Source organism: Rhizobium sp. RCC_161_2 (assembly GCF_041355235.1).
GTDB lineage: Bacteria > Pseudomonadota > Alphaproteobacteria > Rhizobiales > Rhizobiaceae > Rhizobium.
Window position 1 is genome coordinate 166,032 of sequence record NZ_JBFUPL010000012.1, and the last position, 21,807, is coordinate 187,838.

The window sequence follows — 21,807 nt, forward strand, 5'->3', positions numbered from 1 at the left end:
TTTCATCAGCAAGTTTGACGGTCAGAGATTTAGGAGCCAGATCCTGACGGTTCAAGCCCGCTAGCGTAAGTCGATCTCGAGTGAAAGCTCGGTGGCCGCTCCGTGGGGATTCCATCATCACTGCACATGCCGTCAATCCCATCCGCGAGTCTTCGTGCCGGAAACGACAATCAAATCGCCGCAGAGCTGTTGCCGGAATTGCAGTACCCAATGGCAGTAGACATTCAGAGCCTCGAAACCCATCATATCATCCGTTCCCTTGCGGGCCGCATCGGCGATCTGCGCATGGCTTTCCACTGAGCGGCCGAAATGAGGCATGTCGATCGGCGCGCCCGAGCGATGTTCATTTCGCCTCCTCCTCCGTCAGATGCGATTATCTTCGCAAACGAACATCATCGTCGAAAGCGGTGGAAGATCGAGAACAATCGATTGATCGCGCCCATGCGCGGCAATTGTCTCGGTAATGCCGTCCGCGTTGCCATAGTTGGCACCGCCGTACACGCCAGCGTCGCTGTTCAGGATCTGCCGCCACCGACCTTTAAGAGGGACGCCTATCCTGTATGCACCTCGCAAAATGGGCGTAAAGTTAGAGACAATCAAAATCCCAGAACGCCGCTCCTCATCGAAACGCAGCATTGCCAGGATTGACTGTTCGGCATCGTCCGCGACGACCCATTCAAAGCCGGTCGGCTCAACGTCTCCAAATTGAAGCGATGGGAAGTGCCTGTAAATGCGGTTCAGATCGCGAACAAGCCGTTGCAAGCCAATGTGGGAAGGCTCGTCGAGCACGTTCCATTCAACCGACCCATCATGGTTCCATTCCGGAGATTGGCCGATTTCGCAGCCCATGAACAGAAGCTTCTTGCCTGGGTGGCCCCACATGAAACCATAGAGCGCCCGCAGATTGGCCATCTTCTGCCATTCGTCGCCTGGCATTTTGCTCAGGAGCGAGCCTTTTCCATGGACGACTTCGTCGTGCGAAAACGGCAATATGAAATTCTCACTGTAAGTATAGATCATGCCGAAGGTCATCGAGCCATGGTGGTACTTGCGATAGACGGGATCCTCCGACATGTAATGGAGCGTGTCGTGCATCCATCCCATGTTCCATTTCATGTCGAAACCCAGTCCACCGGCCTCGATTGCCTTGGTGATGTTTGGAAAGGCCGTCGACTCCTCGGCAATCATGAATGCATGCGGATGACGCTCGTGGACAACGCTGTTCAAGTGCTTGAAAAACTCGATCGCCTCGAAGTTTTCGCGGCCGCCGTAGCAGTTCGGGATCCACTCGCCTTCCGGCCGGCTGTAGTCGCGATACAGCATCGAGGCCACGGCATCGACGCGCAAGCCATCGATATGATAACGGTCGAGCCATTCAAGCGCGCTGGCGATCAGGAAACCTTTGACCTCATTGCGCCCAAGATTGTAGATCAGGGTGTTCCAGTCACGATGGAACCCCTCTCGAGGATCCTCGTGCTCGTAAAGCGCGGTGCCGTCAAAGCATGCGAGACCCCAAACGTCCGTCGGGAAATGCGCCGGCACCCAGTCGAGAATGACGCCGACGCCCTCGCCATGGCACCGGTCGACAAAGTAGCTGAAATCTTCGGGCGTTCCATAGCGCCCTGTTGGCGCGAAAAGCCCAAGCGGCTGATACCCCCAGGAGCCCCCGAAGGGATGTTCCATAATCGGCAGCAGTTCGATGTGCGTGAAGCCCATTTCCCTGACATAGGGGATCAAGCGCTGGGAAAGCTCGACCCAATTCAGTGAGCGCGCTCCGTCCTGCATGTCGCGCAGCCAGGAGCCTGCGTGAACCTCATAAATCGAGAGCGGCCACTTACGCTGACCGCCATTGCTTTGAGCGGCTATCCATTCGCCGTCGGTCCAGCGAAAAGGCCGAGGCGAGGCAATGACTGAGGCAGTCGAGGGCGAGGGTTCGGAAGCCCTCGCGACAGGATCGGCCTTCTGAGGAAGAAGCCGGCCATGTCGATCGAGAATCTCAAACTTGTAGCGCTCACCGGCGGTCAGATGCGGTATGAATATTTCCCAGACGCCGGCCTGCGGACGAAGTCGCATCGGATGGCGTCGTCCATCCCAGGCATTGAAATCCCCAACCGCCGAGACGCGACTTGCATTGGGCGCCCAGACGGCGAAGCGCACCCCTGGCACGCCGTCCACCACCATCAAATTCGCACCGAGCGCTTGCGCCAGGTCGTAATGCGTGCCCTCTGCGATCAGGTGTAGGTCGAGATCGCCAAGCAGCGGCCCGAAACCATACGGATCGTCCGTCAGCTGGATTGCGTCGGGCCAGTGGATTCTCACGCTGTAGGCGCATGGTTCGGAAAGAATAGCCCCGAACAAGCCCGCCGCGTGAACGATCGCCGCCCGCGACAGCAGCATGGCGTTGTCACGGCGTATCACCTCGACACCGAGGGCGCCGGGAAGAAAAAACCTCACTCTAAAGCGGCCGTCTGCGTCCTGATGCAGCCCAAGCAACGAGAATGGATCCCCGTGACGGCCTTCGACAAGCGCGTTCAAGGCGTCCGCGTTCACGCCGAACAGGATATCCGCAATCTCTGCCGTCATCGGCGGCCCTCCGCAAGAGAGGTGACGATGTTGATGAAACCGTCAAGCGGGATCGGCAGCCACTTCGGTCGATTTCGTGCCTCATAGGCGATCTCATAGGCAGCCTTTTCCAGGAGAAAGATATTGAGAATTCTCGGAATTTCAGAATTGGTCGGCAGCAGATCCGCGGATGGGTTCAGAGCCTCTTGATAAGCGGTGAGGAAGGTCTTTTGTGCAGTATCGCCGAAGCGCTGGATGACGTCGCGCCAACGCCTGTCATGGTGATCGGAAATTGCATCATTCTCGAGCATGGCGGTTGCTGTTAGATAATCGAGTGAACGCAGAAGCCCTGCGGCATCCCGCAGCGGACTTGTCTTTGCGCGGCGTTCCGCAAGATTACGGGCCGGCTCACCCTCGAAGTCGATAATCACGGCATCTCCCTCCGTCACCAGAATCTGACCGAGATGGAAATCTCCATGCGCCCGTGTCAGCAGTGTCCCTGCCGCTCCATCGACCAGCACGCCGGCTCGGGCCAAAATTCGCTCCTTATCGGCAAGGAGCAGGCCGACGCGATCGGCCACGTCCTGATCGACATCTTCTCCGAGATCGGCAAGCTTCGAGAACGCATAGGCAATTTCGCCCGTGACCGCCTTGCGTATGGTTTCGACATCGGCCGCCTCCGCGCGGCGCGGCGAAAAGGCTTCGTCGTCCGTTGGTTCAGCCAGCAATGCGTGGAGCTCGCCGAGCCGCTCTCCGACCATGGCTACGAAGTGCAGAAGCGGTCGCAATTGCTCGTCAGCTGCCTCGACGCCTGCCTCCGTCATGACGACTTCATCGGCGACGCGACGCAAATTGGCCGACATCCAGTTCCAGGCGTCGCCCTGGTTGCGGATCGCCCCTTGCACGATGACCAATGTCGAGCGTCGTCCCTCTCCATCTGTGCGGGCTACCTCGCCCAACAGAGGGGCCGTGTGCTCGTATCCCTTCTCCGTCAGGTAGCGCGTCATCTCGACTTCCGGATGGATCCCGACGAAGACGTGTCGGATCAACTTGATCATCGCCACATCTCCGACGATCAGCGAGCTGTTGGACTGCTCCGCGGACAACCAGTGAATGGGCATGTCCTCAGTCAAGGTCAGACAATCAAGATGATCGGTGCCGATAAACTCGATCGTGCCGGTACGGCCGCTGACGGTCGAGCGATCGCGGAGCCCCTGCATGATTCCTCGCGCCATTGCATCCGCGGCAAAGCCATCGGTAAGAAACCCGACGCGCCGACCCTGTCGGATTCGGGCAAGCGCGAGTTGGTGGCCGAGCATGTTGGGCGCCGTATCGTCCCATTCAGCGGCAAGCGGCAACTGGTAGCTCTCCACATGATCGGGCAGAACGGCTTCGATTTCGCCGAGCACGACGCCGTCTGCAAATGGGATTGGTGTTGCCGAAACGAGACGCGCCTCCTTGAGCGGCTGGTCCTTGGCACCGAACCACCGGCGCTTGGCAAGATAGGCCGGCAGGATGTCGCGGCTGAGTGCTGCGGCATGTTGTGGTAGGTCAACGAGTTCGGTGAGGCTGCGCCTTACGACTAAGGTGACGAAATCCGCAAGCTGTTCGGGTGGTGCCGTGCGCCATACCGGTCCATCAGCCTCGGTGTTTAGCTGAAACCAGAAAAACCCGTACGGCGGCAGCGTGAGCAGATAAGTCAGTTGGCCGATCGGTGGGAACGGCGACATGCCTGTCAGTTCGACGGGAACGCGCCCATCGAATTCCGACAGATCGAGTTCGACAGCCTGCGGAAGGCGCGAGAGACTAGCGACACAGAGTATGACCTCATCACCGAGCTCTCTGAGATAAGCGAGGATGCGGCGATTGCTCGGCGTCAGGAAGCGGAGCGTACCGCGGCCGAAGGCGGAGTGGCGACCACGCAGCGCCAGCATGCGCCGTGTCCAGTTCAAGAGTGAATGCGCATCCGACACCTGCGCTTCAACGTTCAAAGCCTCATAGCCATAAAGAGGATCGGCAATGAGCGGCAATACCAAGCGGGCCGGATCTGCCCGCGAAAACCCGCCATTGCGGTCGGGAGACCATTGCATTGGCGTTCGCACGCCATCTCTGTCGCCAAGATAAATGTTATCGCCCAAGCCGATTTCGTCCCCATAATACACCACCGGCGTTCCCGGCATCGACAGAAGCAAGGCGTTCATGAGTTCAATGCGCCGGCGGTCGCGTTCCATGAGCGGCGCCAGTCGCCGGCGGATGCCAAGGTTAATGCGGGCACGCTTGTCGGAAGCATACGTCTCCCAAAGATAATCGCGTTCAGCGTCCGTCACCATTTCGAGGGTTAGCTCGTCATGGTTCCTTAGAAATATCGCCCATTGGCACGTCTGCGGGATATCGGGTGTCTGGCGCATGATATCTGTAATCGGAAACCGGTCTTCCTTTGCAATCGCCATGTACATGCGCGGCATCAGCGGGAAGTGAAACGCCATGTGGCACTCGTCGCCATCGCCGAAATACTCGCGCGTGTCTTCCGGCCATTGGTTCGCCTCGGCCAGCAGCATCACGCCGGGATGCGTCGCATCGAGTGCCGCGCGGATCTTCTTCAGGATCTGATGAGTCTCCGGCAGGTTCTCGTTGTTGGTGCCCTCACGCTCGACAAGATAGGGAATAGCATCCAACCTGAAGCCGTCTATCCCCGTTTCGAGCCAAAACCGCATGATATCAATGAGTTCATCCATCACCAGCGGATTGTCGAAATTCAGATCCGGCTGGTGCGAATAGAAGCGATGCCAGTAGTAGGATCCGGCAACGGGATCGAGCGTCCAATTCGATTTCTCCGTATCGACGAAGATAATGCGCGTCTCGGGGAACTTCTGATCGTTGTCCGACCAGACGTAAAAGTCGCGCTCGGGACTTCCCGCCGGTGCGAGCCGGGCGCGCTGAAACCATGGGTGCTGGTCGGACGTGTGATTGATGACAAGCTCGATAATGACGCGGATGCCGCGCTCGTGCGCCGCGGCAACGAATTTTCGAAAGTCATCCAGCGTTCCATAGTCTGAACTGATGTTGCGGTAGTCGGCAATGTCATAGCCGTCGTCGCGCCTGGGCGATGGAAAAAACGGCAGCAGCCAGATCGCGTTGACGCCGAGCGCGGCAATGTAATCGAGCTTCTGGTACAGCCCCTCGAAATCGCCAATACCGTCGCCGTTGGCATCATAGAAGGATTTGATATGCATCTGGTAGATGATTGCATCCTTGTACCAGAGCAGATCATCCGCAATCTCTTTGCCGTCTTCCATGATCGTTGTGTCCATCTCAGACCTCCTCAGCCCTGACGCGCCAGATTGCAAAGGGCATTCGGACCGGGTCCAGCCTGACGACCTGCCATTTTCCCGTTCGCGCAAACCTCTCGCCGCTGACCAGGTCGTCGAAGGCAAGCGTCGCGTCGTCATTCAGGCCGAACCGCCAGAGCGGGAACTCGACGGTGCTTTCCTCGATTGCGTGCGGGTCGAGCGTCACGGCGACGAGAAGTACGTTGTGGCGCCCGGGGCTTGCCTTTTCGAAGAACATCACGTTCGGGTTCGATGATGAAAGCAGTGTCAGACCGAGATGCGAGTGCAGCGCCGGATTGTCCCGGCGGATCCGGTTGAGCATCGCGATTTCCGCCTTGATGTTGCCGGGCCGATCATAGTCCCAGGCACGGATTTGGTATTTCTCGCTATCGGCATATTCCTTGCGTTTGGCGTCGGGCCTTCCCTCGCATAATTCGAAGCCGTTATAGACACCCCAAAGGCCCGACAGCGTTGCGGCAAGTGCCGCCCGGATCAGGTAGGCCGAACGTGGTGCGTTCTGCAGGAAGTCGGGATTAATGTCGTGAGTATTGACGAAGAAGTGTGGTCGGAAGAACTCCCGTGCCTCGCCCTGCGTCAGCTCGTGCATATAAAGTTCAAGTTCCGAGCGCGAGTTGCGCCAGGTGAAATAGGTGTAGGATTGTGAAAAGCCGATCTTCGCTAGCCTGTACATCACCTTGGGACGGGTGAAGGCTTCCGAGAGAAAGACGACCTCTGGATGGCGCGCCCGAATGTCGCCGATCATCCATTCCCAGAATGGAAACGGTTTGGTGTGCGGATTATCGACGCGAAAGAGCTTCACTCCCTCGCCAACCCACATTTCAACGATATCGCGCAGTTCGGCCCAAAGCGCCGGCACCGCGTCCTTGGCGTAGAAATCCACGTTGACGATGTCTTCGTATTTTTTCGGCGGATTTTCTGCATAGCGAATTGTCCCGTCCGGCCGCGAATCAAACCAGCCGGGGTGGTTCCTCAGCCACGGGTGATCGGGAGACGCCTGGATCGCCAAATCGAGCGCAATTTCCAGTCCGAAACGTTTCGCCTCGGCGATGAGGCGTTCGAAGTCGTCGAACGCGCCGAGAAGAGGATGGATGGCTTCATGGCCGCCGTCTTGTGAACCGATCGCATAAGGACTTCCCGGATCGGTCGGTGCGGCAACCAGCGAATTGTTGCGGCCCTTTCTGTTGGTGTGGCCGATCGGATGAATGGGCGGAAAGTAGACGACGTCGAAGCCCATGTCCCGGATTCCCGGCAGGCGGGCAATCACGTCGTCGAAAGTGCCGTGGCGGTTGGGATCGCCACTTTGCGAACGGGGAAAGACCTGAAACCAGCTGGCAAAACCCGCCTCGCGTCGTTCGGATTCCACCCCAAATGCTTTCGAGCGGGTGAGAAAAGGGCGCCGGTCAGCCCTTGCCATCAGAATGCTGACGCGCGGCGAAAGCAACATGTCGGTCTTGGCCGACCCATCGCTTCCTTCGAGATCGGTTAGAAGCGTTGCAAGCTCCCTACGATCTTCTACCGTCATCGTTACGGCGGGATTGGCCGCTGCTTGGCGTATCAGGTTTTCGCCCTCGATCAATTCCAGATGGAGATCAAGACGCGCTTCACTCTTCTTGAAGAGCTCGTGGCGAAAGATCGCGAAGGGGTTTTTCCAGGCTCCAACACAAAACTCGAACTTGCCGACACGATCAAGAAGAAATGTCCCGCGCCAACGATCGTTCTCGGCAACATCCATCCTTGTCTCCTGCCAATTGCTCTCGCCCTGTGCCCTATAGAGCAACGCCGCGGCCAGTGGATCGTGGCCGTCAGCAAAAATATCGGCTTCAACTGTAATAGCCTCGCCGACCACACGCTTGATCGGAAACCTTCCGTCGTCAACGGCAGGCGCCACCTTTTCGATGGCGATGCGCGGCGACACAGTCGCATCCGCCAGGGACAGGCCCCCAGCGGGGGCATCCACAGGAGGGCGCTTTCGTACGGAAACGATCCGGACTTCGCCGGGTTTCAGCCGCGACGTGTGCTCGTCTTCGTCAGGCAGGAACGGCAGCAGTGCACCGGCAAGAAGATCATCGGGAATGACTGCGGTTTGCCGCAGATCGCGGTTGACGACGATCAGGCGAGCCGCTCCGGCTGTTCTAAGATCGGGTTGATCCGCCTGGGCGATGATTGTTATCTGACGCGAAGCCTCGCACTTGAGGGTCACGCGCCGGGAGAGAATATCATGCGCGGCCAAATTCAACTGACATATATCGGCAGTGATGTCGAAAGCACCATCTGCTTTGAGCCGACGCACGCCCTCGCCGTTGCCATGCGTCGGATCGAGAGGCAGCTCGGCACCGAATTCAAAGCCCATGGGGATCATAAGACCGTCACCGAGCTCGCTGGCAAGATAAAGGGCGCGACGTGAGCGCTGCTCCCGCACCTCTCTGCTCTCGTGACCATGCGCTATGCGCATGCCGAACGGTGTCTCAGGAAAGACGATCTGTGTTCTGAAAGGCAGCTGTAATCGATACTCTTCCAGAAACCAGCTCTGACGCATGTCCCACCACGTGAATGACGAAAACGCGCCGTCAAAGCCGCAATCACGCAATTGAACCCGTAGAAAAAAATCCGTCCCCGGTGTATAGGCAAAGCAACGGGTCGTTGGCCGTGTGGCTTTTGCGCCGGCAACCAGACGCCGCCAGCTTTCCGAGGACAGTTGATCGAGGCCGAGCATGCGGAAGCCAGCGATACCGCACGCAGCCAGTCGTCTAAGCCGACCTTCCCAAGCGCCGGTGCTCTCGTGGGAAATGGATGCAGGCGTGTGGAACGGAGCGACGGGCGACAACCGTGGATCGAGCGAGCCGATCGCGGGACTTGATGACCCGATGACAACATCAAGCATCAGCTCGACACCATAAGACCGGGCATCGCGCGCCAACGCGGAGAGGACCTCATCGACGTTCCCATCAAGGCCAAGCTTTGGGTCTATTGTGTCGAAATCTCCGGCCGAAAAGACGCTGTCGGTGGATCTTCGAAACAACGGCGCAGATAATACGCTGTTAAAACCCAGCTCGCTTGCGTGCTGGAACACCTCGTTCCATCGCTCCGGACCGGATAGCAGCAACGGATTGACATAATAAATTCGAGGACGACTGCACGAGGGGTCGAAATTTGATGCAATCGTCATCGCCGAGGATCTCCAACGCGTTGCGCCGACGGATCTCGAGTCTCGGCGATTAACGCGCTAACCTCTCAGCCCGTTACTTGTTCCCCTGCGAAGATGTTCTTGGTGGGTCGATGCGACAACCGAGACGGCCACGACGACAATCGCAGCTTCAATCATGGCGTCGAAGGACCGACAGACGATCCGCTCGTCAATGCAGTGCGCGATCGCCAGAAGCGAAATTTTCTCGCTACCTTATTCCTCTCCCATGGCACTCCGATGCTGCTTGCGGGAGATGAGTTCGGCCGCGGCCAGATGGGAAACAACAATTGCTACTGCTAGGATAACGCGCTGAGCTGGGTCGCATGGGAGGACCGCTCGGAGAGCGCCGACGTGCTGCGCGCCTTCACCGGACGGCTGATTGCGCTGCGGCGTGAGCATTCAATCCTGAGGCGGGAGAGCTGGCGCGACGGATTGGAGATAAGGTGGCTTAGCCCCGGCGGCGGCGAGCAGACCGATACGCAATGGCAGGATGAGGACAACATGACCATAGGGCTGCGCCTGTCGCGCAAGCAGCCGGCGGAAGAGGGATGGGACGATGTGCTGATCCTATTCAATCCGCAAGATGTGGATATCTCCTTTGTCTTGCCGGACAGGACCGCTTGAGACTCAAAGGCCGAAGCCTCGCCATGCTTCGCCCGGCCTGAATGCGAGGCCGCTGCTGGACGATCAGCATATCGGCAGCCGTTTACGACAGAGCTGCGGAAGTATCGCACCATCACTTGGCCGGCCCCACAGTGCGCCATAACGGTGATTGCCCCCCAGCAACGCGGAGCGAATCCGTTGTCGCAACAGGGACACGGAACCGATCTCCAGCCTAGATGCACTGCTGAAAACGTCCGTGCCAGCAAGGCAGCGACATCCGAATAAGCGGCGTAAAAAACTCGCTGTAGGTGCTCCCGGTGGAATGTCGTCAGGCACACTTCGGAGGGAACAATGCTGGACATTGCAAGTTCGACAGGCCGCAACGGAGAGGACGATCCAGAATGCGCGGCTTGGAGATTCCGAAATCGGCACCCGCTCGCCTGCGGCGCGGAATAGTCTTTTGCCTATCGTGCTCTGGCCTGTCGTCGTGTTCGCTGGCCGTGCTCAACCCAACCGGCCCTGTAGGCGCCGGTGATGCCGCTATTCTGATCAACGCAACTGTGATCATGCTCGCCATCGTGGTTCCCACCATTTTGCTGGCCTTCTGGATGGCGTGGCGTTATCGGGCCTCCAATCCGAGCGCGGAATATCTCCCTTATTGGTCCTATTCCGGACGAATTGAAGCGGTCGTTTGGTCGATTCCAATCCTGACGATCATGTTCATTGGCGGTCTGATTTGGATCGGCTCGCACAGGCTCGACCCGTTCAGGCCACTGTCATCGAGCAAACCGCCTCTCGAGGTGCAAGTCGTTTCACTCGATTGGAAATGGCTCTTCATATATCCGCAAAATGGAGTTGCTACTGTCAATCAAGTCGTGATCCCGACAGGAACGCCCGTCCATTTTTCCATCACATCGGCGAGCGTCTTCAATGCATTCTTCGTGCCGCGCCTTGGATCGATGATCTACGCCATGCCCGGCATGATCTCGCAATTGCACCTCCAGTCCGATGAATCCACTCGATTGCGGGGCATATCCGCTCAGTTTTCCGGTGACGGTTTCTCCGACATGCAGTTCGAGGTCGAGAGCCTCCCGGATGCCGACTTTGAAACCTGGATGAAGCGCGCTCAAGGGACCGATCTCACCCTCGATCGCGACGCCTATGGCAAGCTTGTGCAGCAAACCGAGCGCGTTCGGCCTGCGACCTATCGATTGGCGTACCCCGGGCTTTTCAATGCCATCGTTCAACAGGCGATTCCGCCGGGCCCCGGTCCACAGCCCGAGTCCCCGGAACATGCGGGTCGCGAGGTCACCACTGGCGGAAAGGATTGAACATGTTGGGAAAACTCGGACTTTCAGCAATTCCCTTATCCCAACCGATCCCATTGATTACGTCCATTGCCGTCATCCTCATCGCTGCTGCGGTATTGATCCTGGTCACGTTAAGGGGATGGTGGCCATATCTATGGCGAGAATGGATCACGAGCGTCGATCACAAGCGCATTGGCATCATGTATTGCCTGCTTGGCGTCGTCATGCTCATTCGGGGTTTTGCCGACGCCATCATGATGCGTACCCAGCAGGCCGTCGCGATCGATGCGCCCGGATATCTGCCGCCCGAACACTATAATCAGATCTTCACCGCGCACGGAACGATCATGATTTTGTTCGGCGCAATGCCGCTTGTACTGGGATTCATGAATTTTCTCGTGCCGCTGCAGCTCGGCGTCCGGGATGTTGCCTTCCCGACGTTCAATTCGGTGGGTTTCTGGTTGACCGCCAGCGGTGCCCTCCTGGTCAATATGTCACTGTTTATCGGCGAGTTCGCGCGAACCGGATGGCTGCCTTATCCGCCTCTCAGCGAGACGAGCTATACGCCAGGTGTCGGCGTCGACTACTATCTATGGGCGGTGCAGATTTCCGGCATTGGAACCTTGATTACGGGCATCAATATCGTCACGACGATATTGAAAATGCGGTGTCGGGGCATGAGCTACCTCAGAATGCCGGTTTTCTGCTGGACCGCGCTGGCCTCCTGTCTGCTGATCGTCGCGGCCTTCCCAATCCTGACGGCTACGCTCGCCATGTTGACTCTTGATCGTTATGTCGGGTGGCATTATTTCACAAACACGGCGGGCGGAAATCCGATGATGTTTGTGAACCTGATATGGGCGTGGGGACATCCGGAAGTATACATTCTCGTCTTGCCGGCCTTCGGCATCTTTTCCGAAGTCTTTTCCACTTTTTCCGGCAAGCCGCTTTTTGGCTATCGTTCCATGGTGGCGGCGACCATGTTCATTTGCATCGTCTCTATGCTGGTATGGTTGCACCACTTCTTCACGATGGGAGCCGGCGCCGCCGTCAATACCTTCTTTGGGATCTCATCCAGCATTATTGCCGTTGGTACCGGCGTCAAAATCTATAATTGGATCTTTACGATGTATGGCGGAAGAGTCCGCTTCGAAGTGCCGATGCTGTGGTCGATGGGGTTCATCTTCACCTTCATCATAGGCGGGCTGACGGGTGTCCTTCTCGCCATACCGCCCGCGGATTTCCTGACGCATAATTCCATGTTCCTGGTGGCGCATTTCCATAATGTCATCGTCGGTGGTGTGGTGTTCGGCGTCTTTGCGGGGATGGAATTCTGGTTTCCGAAAGCATTCGGCTTCCGGCTTCATGCGGGTTGGGGCAAAGCGGCTTTCTGGCTGGCTTTTGCCGGATTCTGGGTAACCTTCACGCCTCTTTATGTCCTTGGACTTGACGGCATGACGCGACGCCTGCAGCACATCAACTTTCCCGAATGGGCGCCGTGGCTTTATGTCTCCGTCGTCGGTGTAGGCATTCTAATCCTGGGTGTCATCGCCCAAGTCATCCAGTTGGTCGTCAGCATTCGCGACCGGAAAAAGCTGCGCGATATCACCGGGGATCCGTGGGACGGTCGCTCTCTTGAATGGGCAACCCCGTCGCCGCCGCCATTTTTCAACTTTGCCGTCACGCCGAATGTCGAGGGCGAAGAAGCCTATTGGGGCATCAAGCTGCGTGCGGTGGAAACGCAGCAACTATCGCCCGAACCGGATTATGAGCCGATTGAGATGCCGGTAAACACTCCTGTCGGGATCTATACCGCCTTCTTCGCGACGGTCTTTGGTTTCGCGATGATCTGGTACATCTGGTGGCTTGCCATCGTGGCGCTGGTGGCGGCCTTTGTCGGCTTCGTGGTTTTCGCGTGGCGCGACGTTCATGAATTTGAGGTTTCGGTCGAGGAGGTAGCGCGCGTTGACCACGCTCGACGCTCCGCTCGCGAGGCACTGCTCGCGCGAATGTCCGAACAGGGAGCATTACCATGACCAATAACAGCCTCCCGGCGAGCGTCGAAGCCATACGGCGTGTTCGTGAAGATCCGCATCGCCTGGGGCACCGTGCTCACGGCTCCGAGAAGCCCGCGATGGGGACTGGCCAGGGAGCTACCGGTCCTGCCGACAAGCGGATTCTTGTCGGTTACGGTTTCTGGATTTACCTGCTGAGCGATATCATCATTTTCTCATGTTTCTTTGCCGCATTCGCCGTGCAAAGGGGAGCGACGGCCGGCGGGCCGACGATTGCTGATATCGTCGATGTCCAGCGCGTGGGGTTCGAAACCGCGGCGCTGCTTTTCTCGAGTTACACCTGCATGTTGTCATTTGCGGCGACAAATGCTCGGAACAAGCCTTGGACGCTTATTTTCCTGCTGCTCACGGGATTGTTGGGATTGATATTTGTTCTTCTTGAGCTGCAGGAATTCGTGGAACTGGCCAAGCGCGGCTTCACGCCACAGCGTAGCGCGATGCTCACCTCCTTCTATGGGTTGGTCGGGCTACATGGGTTGCATGTCACACTCGGTGGCGTCTGGTTGGCCACCATGATGGCCCAGGTTTTCGTAAAAGGGTTTCCTCGCGAGATCATTCATCGATTGATCTGCTTCAACCTCTTCTGGCATGCGCTTGATATCGTCTGGATCGGAATTTTCACGATTGTCTACCTGATGGGAGTTCGCTCATGAGTACCTCCGACACTGATACGGAGACCTACAATGGCTCGCGGCATTCGCAGCATGATCACGCGCCCGGCGACGAACCACCGGAAGAAAGCGGTCATTGGGTGCTGAACGCGAATATCGGTCTCGGGTTTTCGATTGCTCTCACGCTTGCTTCCTTCCTGTTGGCCGGGTCGAATGTGGTATACGGACCAGCGATCCCCGTGGCGCTGATCGTACTCGCAATCGCGCAAATGGGTGTCCACCTGGTGTTCTTTTTGCACATCACCACGGGTCCCGATAACACCAACAATGTACTCGCGCTGGCGTTCGGCATTTTGGTAGTTGCCCTGATTGTTCTCGGTTCCATCTGGATCATGGATCATCTGAAGCAAAACATGATGCCCATGGACCAATTGATGAACATGCAGCCATAGCATCGGATCATGTGCTGGACGAAGTGTCGGCTGCGACGGGATAAAGCTTGGCGCTGTGCGGCCGTTTTGGGGGTGCCCGCATCAAAGCGAGGACCGCGAGCTTAGAATGTCCTGCAGGGAACATTGGTACCTCTGCGGCGTTCGGCAGCCTGGGATGTGATGATGGCCGTATCGTCGCGTCGCTCCCGAGTCGATAAATGCCACGAAGGAGCGCCAGGATGTCATCAAGGTTCTTTGCTCTTCTGTTTGCCGTATGCATTTCTCTCGCTACCGGATATATTATCAGTTTGGTATATTTTTCTGCTACAAAATCCTAGCCCAAGGAATCCGCGATCCGTTGCAGAGCCGCACGCTGCAGGATTTCTGCTTCAGCAGATCGCCGCCGTCAGCATCGCCGCTCCGGCGAGGGAGTGGGGAACAAGGAGGGGTGCCGCAGGGACCGTCCGCAGACAGGTGAGAGCAGATGCCGGCCGCTAGCGTTGTAATCTTTTGGCAGAACGGCACAACGAGGCATGGCAGAACATTTCAATCAGGACCGTCGTGCAGACAGTTCCCATTCCGTTGTTTCTGTTGACTTCCGTCAAAGAATGAGCCAACTGCGCATTTGCCTTGACCTATGTAGATATCCCTAATTTGTCGGAATACTTCGTTTTCTTTCGCTCACGTAGGGACATGTGGAATTGAAAAAGAGTCAAATTGCGGCGGAATTCAACAACTCACAGCAGAGACACCGGCGAAGGTTATCGCAACGTTTGCTAAAAAGGCCGGAGCAATTCGGCGCGACGACCGCTTGGTATTTGAGCACGCAAGCGTAACTGGCATGGAGCAACTGCAATTTTTTGAGCGGCTCTTGTCAGCGGTGCAAATGCGGTGACGAAACTCGTGCCGCCACGGTACAGGAACAGGTCGGCATCCTCATCGTACCAGGCCGTAGCATCTAGCAGGTCGCATACTGCTCGATCGCCATCCGCGACACAGCGTGTCTGTATGTTCAGCAAGTCGTCAGAGACAGGTCTCCTTGTCGTGTGCGTCGGGTTTTGCGACCGGTTCCGATACGACGGCATGGTTTCGGCTTTGTGAAAGTTCCCGCATTCCTCAGGGCTTCAGCGAAGCCAGGCATGAGGTTCGTTGTTCCAACCTTCCAAGGCTCAGCTGAATGCGGACCATTCCGTTCGGCTTGTAGAGATGCGGCCACGGTAGGCCCCGGCCTCTTTCACGCGTATCGGCTGAGCCGACCGCGGACCGGGCTCACTTGCCAGTCTGTTCATAAGTTAAGGACCAAAACGGCGACCGTGGCAACTGCGCACGTCAAACCTGCTGCGATAAGCGCACTGGTAGCGAATTGGGGGATCCGTCGCGATTGTGCACCTCTGAATTCCCGGCCCATACCAACGACGGCGCTCAGGCTTGCCCCAATCCAGCATGAGAGGCTAAAGATTCCAAATAGGGCGGGCACGTGTGTCGCGTCGGCGAAAATGCTCATGTGAAAGCTCCGTTGATTGCACGAATCGTGTTGGGTCATCCTGAACTTCTCGCCTTGGCCTAGTTTCTAGGCTTTGGTGCGAAAATCCACGAACCACCGACAGCCGTTCGGGTTCCCACGGGTCGAACCTTTCCGAGAAGAAATGTGAATTGCGCATCGACAGAGAACTTTGTCCTCCAGGTCAAAGCCGGTGCGCTTGTGACGGAGATGATCTGCTCCCGCATTCATGCCCAAGGAATGTCTGTACGATAGCGCACTGTTCCAGAAAGCGCCGGAACGCATAGGCGCTATGCTCATTCTTCTTCAACCACAAAGGGAGAGAGAACATGACAGAAGCGTATCCAGCAGGTGCCGAGCTAGAACGAGAAATTGTTGCGTTGATGCCGGCGGTGCGCCGGTTTGCTATGCGGTTCGAGCGATCTGCGGCGGATGTGGATGATCTAACACAGGACACGATGCTAAAGGCGCTCGCCCATGTGCATCAATTTAAGCCAGGTACGAGCATGAAATCCTGGCTGTTCACTATCACTAGAAATACCTACTGCACAAAATACAAGATCAGCCGACGATTCACGCTTTATCCGGACGTGGAAGCGGCAACGTCCGGGCTGGCAGTACAGTCTATGCAGGAATGGTCGTTACGGGCGCTAGATGTTACCAAAGCAATTTCGGCCCTTGATGCCGACAAACGCCAGGCGTTGGTGATGGCGATAAGTGGCGACAGCTATGAGGACATCGCGGGTGTGTGCGGCTGCGAGCTGGGCACCATCAAAAGCCGGATTGCGCGCGCTCGGGCTGCAGTGATTGCCTCCTTGGGTGAAACTTCCGCGACCAGCGCCGTCGCGGTAACGTGACCTGATCTTGCGGTTGAACGGACTGGCGACACCTGCTAATCGCCCACCGCGTTCTTGAGCAGACACGCCGCGATCATAGAAGCCATTCCGCGGTGCCGGAAACACTGATAGGCGATATCCCAATCCTTGGGACCGATTTTCGTAACTGACAGAAGATGGCCGTCGCGACCAATGGCGATGAAAGCTAAAGAGGCCTCCGGCTTCTTCGGCTTTCAATCGAATGGGCTGTCGAGATAGACGCGATTAACGAGCTTTAGGGTCCGGTCAGGCTGCAAGATGTAGGTTTCTCTGACGCGCTCGCCCCATTGGTCCGTGAAGATGTGGGGGACAGTGCTACCGACGGGAGACTTCTGTAGGCGTTGCCTGGGCTGTCCTCCATAAGTTATGCTTCCGGGAATTGGCTGCAAGCCAGGACCCGAACTTGTGCCAACACTTTGGCAAGATGCGAGAACCGCTCCGGCGATCAGCAATGTCGCGAAATTCTTCATTGAGCACTCCACCTTCACCTGAATGCTGACCAAACTGGCATTCACGCTCTCGGTTCCAGAAGGCATTCCGTTTCGCAGCCTTATATCGGTCGAGCGTGCCCACGCCTGACTGCATATTGGCTCGGCGTGACATGATTCCATATTAAGGTCGGCATTGTCCATCACCCACACGCGCCCGCTAAAGTGCATAAAGGCACCCCAAGCTGAGAGGAGAAGGAACGGCAGGAGCGTTCCTCTCTTCTCAGGCCGATGGTATCGATCCTGCCCCCGCATAGGCCGCCAGTTGAGGTGAAGCCCGTTCATGGCAAACATGGTAAAGGCCGAAATATAGGTCTTTGGATTCAGAGCGAGGTCAGGGCAGGCCTCAGTTGATGGCCGATCCAGAGAAGGCAGCCGCGATTGCGCACAAATGAACATTCCAACCCTGCCGCCACACATGCCAGAGAAATTCCGGTCACTGACCCCGTCGCAAATTAACGAGACGTCTTTGGGGTTCGCAAGCTTTGCCATGCCTCTTGAGAAAGCGACGGAAGTTCTCCGCGATTGCCCAGGCCGACAGCCGGCGGGTTCCGCCGCACTCGAATGGCCGGCTACTCTGCATTGAGGATTGCATTTCATTACGGGCTACGAGCGAGGAGCATTGGAAAATGCTTCACGAGGCTCGCATCCGCGAAGCAGACCAAAACGCCCTCGCCAAGGGAACACCGACGACCGCCATGAGTTCTGAAAGCGGGTGGGAGCGTACCATCTCCCTCCGTCTCCTGGGGTGCGTCGCGGTTTCCGGCTCCTCATCCGGTACCGCGGCGCACCTTACGGGGGATGGTTGTCGTGTTCAGGACCGCGGCGCTGCGGCCATGAACAGCCGTGGTTCCATTTGCGGGCGCAGCGTCCGCCGACGCATGATGATCGGTATGTCCTGTGCGCGCGAAACGTCAGTTTCCTGGCGCCACCGTGCCGTGGCCACCTTTTTGACCGGCGATGCAAACGTCGCGACGAAACAAACACGCCACCATTGAACTCTTCATCTCATCACGTTTTTGGCGAGACGACCGTGCCGTTCGCAGCGGAAAACGGAGGGCGAACCTTAACGGATGCAGCACCATTCAATAACGCAGAGCATCAGGCGACTTGTTTCGAGGCAACCCGGTGGGGGTGAATCCGTAAACCGGCACATGTGGCGATGTTCTTTGCGACGGCCGGAAACCATATCGGAGGTCTCGGGTTAGGAAAGCACGTCAGAAAGGCGAGTCTAGATGGATAAGCAAACCCTATCGAATACCCGGTTTTCGCCGGCGGAAGGCAAACTTCATCGCCTTGCTTTGCAACATGGGATAGATCCGATGCTACGATCGCCGGATGGGCAGCCAGTGCCGGTCTCCGATGAAAGCATTCAGAGACTGCTTTCTGCTCTCAACGTCAATGTGAAAGGTGAGGAGGAAGAGCCAGACGTAAAGTTCGGTTCAGATGCGCCATCGCCATGTCCCGATTGCGCCGCGCGATGTTTCTTGCCCGAATTCCTATCCCAGGAACGCGTCTGGGGCCTCAGCCTTCAGCTTTACGAGTTGCGCTCCGGGCGCAACTGGGGCATCGGCGACTTTGAAGACCTGAAGACCATGATTGACATGGTCGCGTCACAAGGTGGAGATTTCGTTGGCCTAAACCCACTGCACGCACCCTTTCTGGCAGATGCCCGGCGGTGCAGCCCTTATGAGCCATCGAACCGGCTCTTCTTGAACCCGCTCTATATTGCGGTGGACCGTCTGCCTGGTTTCCAGGACAGCGAGCAATCGCAAAAAGCCCGGGCGGCGCTGCGCAAAGGCAACTTGGTTGACTACAATCGTGTTAGCGCGGCAAAGCTCGGCGCTTTGCGATCGCTGTGGTCGAACAGAGAAGGTGGAGATCCTGGTGAGTCGCTAACCGGAAGGGAGTTTGAAAACTTCGTTTTCGAGAAAGGCGAGAGCCTGAAAAAGCACGCCATTTTTGAAGCACTTTCGGCTGAAATGGTACGGCGCGGTTTTACGGCAGGTTGGCATGGATGGCCGCAGCAGTATCAAGACGTTCATGCACCCGCCGTCGTGGCCTTTGCCAATGATTTCCAGGAAGACGTACAGTTTCATATCTGGCTGCAATGGGTCGCTCATCAACAAATGCTGGAGGTTGTGGCTCATGCCCGGTCCGTCCTGCGCATAGGCCTCTATCTCGACCTTGCAGTGGGCGAAGCGCTGGACGGATCCGCCACATGGAGCGAGCCTGACATCTATCTCAGCGGTGCGACAGTCGGCAGCCCCCCTGACCCCTTCGCACCAAATGGCCAAGACTGGCATCTGGCAGGATTCCAGACAAGCCGCATCGCGTCAGGCGACAACCCGCCGTTCAAGCGTATGGTGGCAACGGCGATGCGCTATGCGGGAGCGATTCGCATCGATCACGCCGCTGCGCTTCGTCGCTTGTTCCTAGTCCCCGTCGATTCCAATCCAGCAGACGGTGCCTATGTCGCCTACCCGCAAGAGGCACTGTTGCGCATTTTGGCAGAGATCTCGCATCACTACCGTTGCCTGGTAATCGGCGAAGATCTTGGACTTCTACCGGACGGTCTTCAAGATGAACTCGCTGCCGCTCGAATCCTATCCTACCGGATATTATCCTACGAACGCGACGACGCCAGCTTCAAGCCTGCGTCCGCCTATCCGTCCCTCGCTCTCGCTTGTATTTCGACACACGACCATCAGACGCTTGCGGGCTGGTGGCAGGGCGCCGATATCGCCGCGCGAGCAGAGCATGGCATCGTATCTCCGGAACTGACCCAACGACATGAAACTGAACGGGAACGGGAGCGCCGCTATCTTAGGGAGGCAATAGATCAAACCCTCTTCGGACGGCCGACCCTTGCCCTTGAAAGAACCGACGTTTCTCAGCTTACCATCGACGCCCACCGGTTCATCGCTAAAACACCATGCCTCCTCGCAGCGGTTCGCCTCGCCGATCTCACCGACGAAAAGAGGCCGACCAACATTCCGGGCACGACCAGCAGTTATCCGAATTGGCGACCGAAGCTTTCTCTACAGATCGAAGAGATTGCCGCGCTTCCGCTGGTGAGCGCGATCACGCAGGCAATGCTGGACGGACGAACGCAGCCGCTCGACCGCTCCGCCGAATCTTTGCAAGCTAAAGTCTCAGCACTTCGCGCGGATGTTGCTCGATTGCGCCGAGCCTTTACCGAGCGGCAGTCGCGCACGCCTCGGAGCTTTACAGCGGGTATGATTAAAGCATTCGAGGGGCTGGTCCATTCTCATCCTTACGCTGCGGTTTATATAGCTTCCTTTATTGGTTACCGCTTCGGCAGACGCCACTAAACGGCGTACGGGCCTATTCAAAGTCATCCGACGCCCGTTTAGGGTAACGGGAACATCTGATACTTCTGGAGTGTTGGCAGCTGCCTTTTAGCTCTTCGGTGGAGCATGGCTGGCTTTCAAGTTCTTGATGCCACCGTTTTCCATACCAACTGCGAATCTAAGATGACGGTTCCGACCGTTAAATTTCGCATCCAGTTCCGCAATAGCATGACCTTTGACCGCGCGGCGAAACATGTGCCCTATCAAAAACGCCTCGGCACCAGCCATTTCTATGCCTTGCCAACTTTGGTGCCACCACCGGCTCCATCCACGGCTATGACTTGAGCGACGACGGCCGCGCTCAGGCTTGCCCGCCCGTTCCGACCGAATCCTGGTCGGGGAAACAGCCACTCAATACTTCCAGTGACCAGTGCGTCGCTCACTCTCCAATGCAATGAGGCCGACAACCTTGCCGGCACCGGTTGGTGTCAGAGCTGCTCCGTCTGCGCACCGCTATTCGGCTTTGCCGGGCCAAGTACCGGCTTCTGTCCGAGCGCCGCCGTCATCGGCGTCGAAGTGAACTCTCCCTTTCCATCAATGGAAGCCCCCTGTGACCAGCGGCCGAGGACAGGATCGCTACCATCGGCCTGAAAGCCGAGGAAGGCATAGCTGAACTCCTGCTTCTCCTGCTCCTGTGGAAAGCTGTTCGGGATCGGGAACGCTCCAGCCGTTCCGCCCAGCTCTTCAAGGGCGGCCAACCACTGGTTCTGATGCATGCTATCTCGAGCGATCAGAAAGGATAACATGTCCTTCATGCCAGGATCATCCGTCATGTTGAAGAGGCGCACGGCCAACACCCGGCCGGTCGATTCGGCCGCAACGTTGGCAGTCATGTCTGCAGCGATGTTCCCACTGGCATAGATATGCGACATGTCGAAGGGCACCCCATCGGAATCAACGGGCATGGCGGAAAGTCCCGCTGACAGCAGGTTCTTGAGATTGATACCCCCAAGGACCGCTCCGCCTATAGGATCAGTCGCGACCTCTTCCTTGAGTTTAAGAGGCGCGTCTTCCAGGTTCATGGCAACCGCTGTCGCAAGCATTTCGATATGACCGAGTTCTTCTGCAGCTGTGTTCATCAACAGGTCACGGAATTTGGCATTGCCGCGCGCACCGCACGCTTGAAAGAAATATTGCATTGCCACGCGAATTTCGCCCTCGACGCCACCGATCGCCTGCTGCAGGGCTCGGGCGAACAGGGGATCTGGGGCCTCGACCCGGACAGGATATTGAAGCTTGCCGTCAGTGTAGAACATGGAACACTCCTTTGTTTGGGAGCCATACGAACAACTGATAGCCCTTCCAGTTCCACAAGCTCGCGACTTTTCGGGAACTCACATGACTCAACGCCAGGGAACTTCGTCCTCGCGTCGAAGTTTGTTGGGGCTAGAAGGAGAATTTCATGGTTGTTCAGCTTTCGCTCGACACCGACGACATTGCGCC

Annotated in this window: 14 protein-coding genes; 8 read left to right on the plus strand and 6 right to left on the minus strand. The window is 57.3% G+C overall.

Going from position 1 to position 21,807, the window contains the following annotated elements; translation table 11 throughout:
- Positions 1 to 132: 132 nt before the first annotated feature.
- Genes AB6803_RS26840 through AB6803_RS26855 form a run of 4 tightly spaced genes read right to left on the minus strand, consistent with a single transcriptional unit; the run spans position 133 to position 9,078 of the window.
- Positions 133 to 318, minus strand: a complete 186-nt coding sequence (locus tag AB6803_RS26840; RefSeq protein WP_371111740.1) for a hypothetical protein — start codon at positions 316 to 318, stop codon at positions 133 to 135.
- 45 nt (positions 319 to 363) lie between these two features.
- Entirely contained in the window at positions 364 to 2,583 is a 2,220-nt protein-coding gene (glgB, locus tag AB6803_RS26845; protein WP_371111741.1) for a 1,4-alpha-glucan branching protein GlgB, read from the minus strand.
- The gene (gene treS / locus AB6803_RS26850; protein WP_371111742.1) at positions 2,580 to 5,873 is read right to left on the minus strand and encodes a maltose alpha-D-glucosyltransferase; all 3,294 of its coding nucleotides are present in this window, start codon (positions 5,871 to 5,873) and stop codon (positions 2,580 to 2,582) included. The genes glgB and treS overlap by 4 nt, the downstream gene beginning before the upstream one ends.
- Position 5,874: 1 nt before the next feature.
- Complete coding sequence (locus AB6803_RS26855; protein WP_371111743.1) at positions 5,875 to 9,078, minus strand: maltotransferase domain-containing protein; 3,204 nt, start codon at positions 9,076 to 9,078, stop codon at positions 5,875 to 5,877.
- Between the two features lie 369 nt (positions 9,079 to 9,447).
- Here AB6803_RS26855 and AB6803_RS26860 point away from each other — a divergent pair, with 369 nt between their 5' ends.
- The 6 genes from AB6803_RS26860 (at position 9,448) to AB6803_RS26885 (ending at position 16,484) form a co-directional block, all read left to right on the plus strand.
- Complete coding sequence (locus AB6803_RS26860; RefSeq protein ID WP_371111744.1) at positions 9,448 to 9,720, plus strand: hypothetical protein; 273 nt, start codon at positions 9,448 to 9,450, stop codon at positions 9,718 to 9,720.
- A gap of 380 nt (positions 9,721 to 10,100) precedes the next feature.
- On the plus strand, positions 10,101 to 11,030 hold the full coding sequence (gene cyoA / locus AB6803_RS26865; RefSeq protein ID WP_371111745.1) for a ubiquinol oxidase subunit II: 930 nt from the start codon (positions 10,101 to 10,103) through the stop codon (positions 11,028 to 11,030).
- A gap of 2 nt (positions 11,031 to 11,032) precedes the next feature.
- Entirely contained in the window at positions 11,033 to 13,045 is a 2,013-nt protein-coding gene (locus tag AB6803_RS26870; RefSeq protein ID WP_371111746.1) for a cbb3-type cytochrome c oxidase subunit I, read from the plus strand.
- The gene (locus AB6803_RS26875) at positions 13,042 to 13,737 is read left to right on the plus strand and encodes a cytochrome c oxidase subunit 3 (RefSeq protein ID WP_371111747.1); all 696 of its coding nucleotides are present in this window, start codon (positions 13,042 to 13,044) and stop codon (positions 13,735 to 13,737) included. The genes AB6803_RS26870 and AB6803_RS26875 overlap by 4 nt, the downstream gene beginning before the upstream one ends.
- Positions 13,734 to 14,147 (plus strand): cytochrome o ubiquinol oxidase subunit IV, encoded by a 414-nt coding sequence (gene cyoD, locus AB6803_RS26880; RefSeq protein ID WP_371111748.1) that lies wholly within the window; start codon positions 13,734 to 13,736, stop codon positions 14,145 to 14,147. Before AB6803_RS26875 ends, cyoD begins: the two co-directional genes overlap by 4 nt.
- Positions 14,148 to 15,956: 1,809 nt before the next feature.
- Complete coding sequence (locus AB6803_RS26885) at positions 15,957 to 16,484, plus strand: sigma-70 family RNA polymerase sigma factor (protein ID WP_371111749.1); 528 nt, start codon at positions 15,957 to 15,959, stop codon at positions 16,482 to 16,484.
- A 212-nt stretch (positions 16,485 to 16,696) separates the two neighbouring features.
- Here AB6803_RS26885 and AB6803_RS26890 read toward each other — a convergent pair whose 3' ends face one another.
- Positions 16,697 to 16,972 carry a hypothetical protein gene (locus tag AB6803_RS26890; protein ID WP_371111798.1) on the minus strand — a complete coding sequence of 92 codons (276 nt, stop codon included), beginning with the start codon at positions 16,970 to 16,972 and terminating at the stop codon, positions 16,697 to 16,699.
- A 1,253-nt stretch (positions 16,973 to 18,225) separates the two neighbouring features.
- On the opposite strand from AB6803_RS26890, the gene malQ reads away from it, so the two are divergent.
- Together malQ and AB6803_RS26900 are read left to right on the plus strand one after the other, a co-directional pair.
- Positions 18,226 to 20,325, plus strand: coding sequence for a 4-alpha-glucanotransferase (malQ, locus tag AB6803_RS26895; RefSeq protein WP_371111750.1), 2,100 nt, complete (start codon positions 18,226 to 18,228; stop codon positions 20,323 to 20,325).
- Positions 20,326 to 20,430: 105 nt separating this feature from the next.
- Positions 20,431 to 20,649 carry a hypothetical protein gene (locus tag AB6803_RS26900; protein WP_371111803.1) on the plus strand — a complete coding sequence of 73 codons (219 nt, stop codon included), beginning with the start codon at positions 20,431 to 20,433 and terminating at the stop codon, positions 20,647 to 20,649.
- Between the two features lie 143 nt (positions 20,650 to 20,792).
- Here the strand turns inward: AB6803_RS26900 and AB6803_RS26905 are convergent, their stop codons facing one another.
- Positions 20,793 to 21,620 (minus strand): manganese catalase family protein, encoded by an 828-nt coding sequence (locus AB6803_RS26905; protein WP_371111751.1) that lies wholly within the window; start codon positions 21,618 to 21,620, stop codon positions 20,793 to 20,795.
- Positions 21,621 to 21,807 lie beyond the last annotated feature (187 nt).

Bases quoted from the DNA above. Each gene is read 5' to 3' on its own strand.
- AB6803_RS26840 (WP_371111740.1), bottom strand. From the start codon at position 318: ATGCCTCATTTCGGCCGCTCAGTGGAAAGCCATGCGCAGATCGCCGAT.
- glgB (WP_371111741.1), bottom strand. From the start codon at position 2,583: ATGACGGCAGAGATTGCGGATATCCTGTTCGGCGTGAACGCGGACGCC.
- treS (WP_371111742.1), bottom strand. From the start codon at position 5,873: ATGGACACAACGATCATGGAAGACGGCAAAGAGATTGCGGATGATCTG.
- AB6803_RS26855 (WP_371111743.1), bottom strand. From the start codon at position 9,078: ATGACGATTGCATCAAATTTCGACCCCTCGTGCAGTCGTCCTCGAATT.
- cyoA (WP_371111745.1), top strand. From the start codon at position 10,101: ATGCGCGGCTTGGAGATTCCGAAATCGGCACCCGCTCGCCTGCGGCGC.
- AB6803_RS26870 (WP_371111746.1), top strand. From the start codon at position 11,033: ATGTTGGGAAAACTCGGACTTTCAGCAATTCCCTTATCCCAACCGATC.
- AB6803_RS26875 (WP_371111747.1), top strand. From the start codon at position 13,042: ATGACCAATAACAGCCTCCCGGCGAGCGTCGAAGCCATACGGCGTGTT.
- cyoD (WP_371111748.1), top strand. From the start codon at position 13,734: ATGAGTACCTCCGACACTGATACGGAGACCTACAATGGCTCGCGGCAT.
- AB6803_RS26885 (WP_371111749.1), top strand. From the start codon at position 15,957: ATGACAGAAGCGTATCCAGCAGGTGCCGAGCTAGAACGAGAAATTGTT.
- AB6803_RS26890 (WP_371111798.1), bottom strand. From the start codon at position 16,972: ATGAAGAATTTCGCGACATTGCTGATCGCCGGAGCGGTTCTCGCATCT.
- malQ (WP_371111750.1), top strand. From the start codon at position 18,226: ATGGATAAGCAAACCCTATCGAATACCCGGTTTTCGCCGGCGGAAGGC.
- AB6803_RS26900 (WP_371111803.1), top strand. From the start codon at position 20,431: ATGGCTGGCTTTCAAGTTCTTGATGCCACCGTTTTCCATACCAACTGC.
- AB6803_RS26905 (WP_371111751.1), bottom strand. From the start codon at position 21,620: ATGTTCTACACTGACGGCAAGCTTCAATATCCTGTCCGGGTCGAGGCC.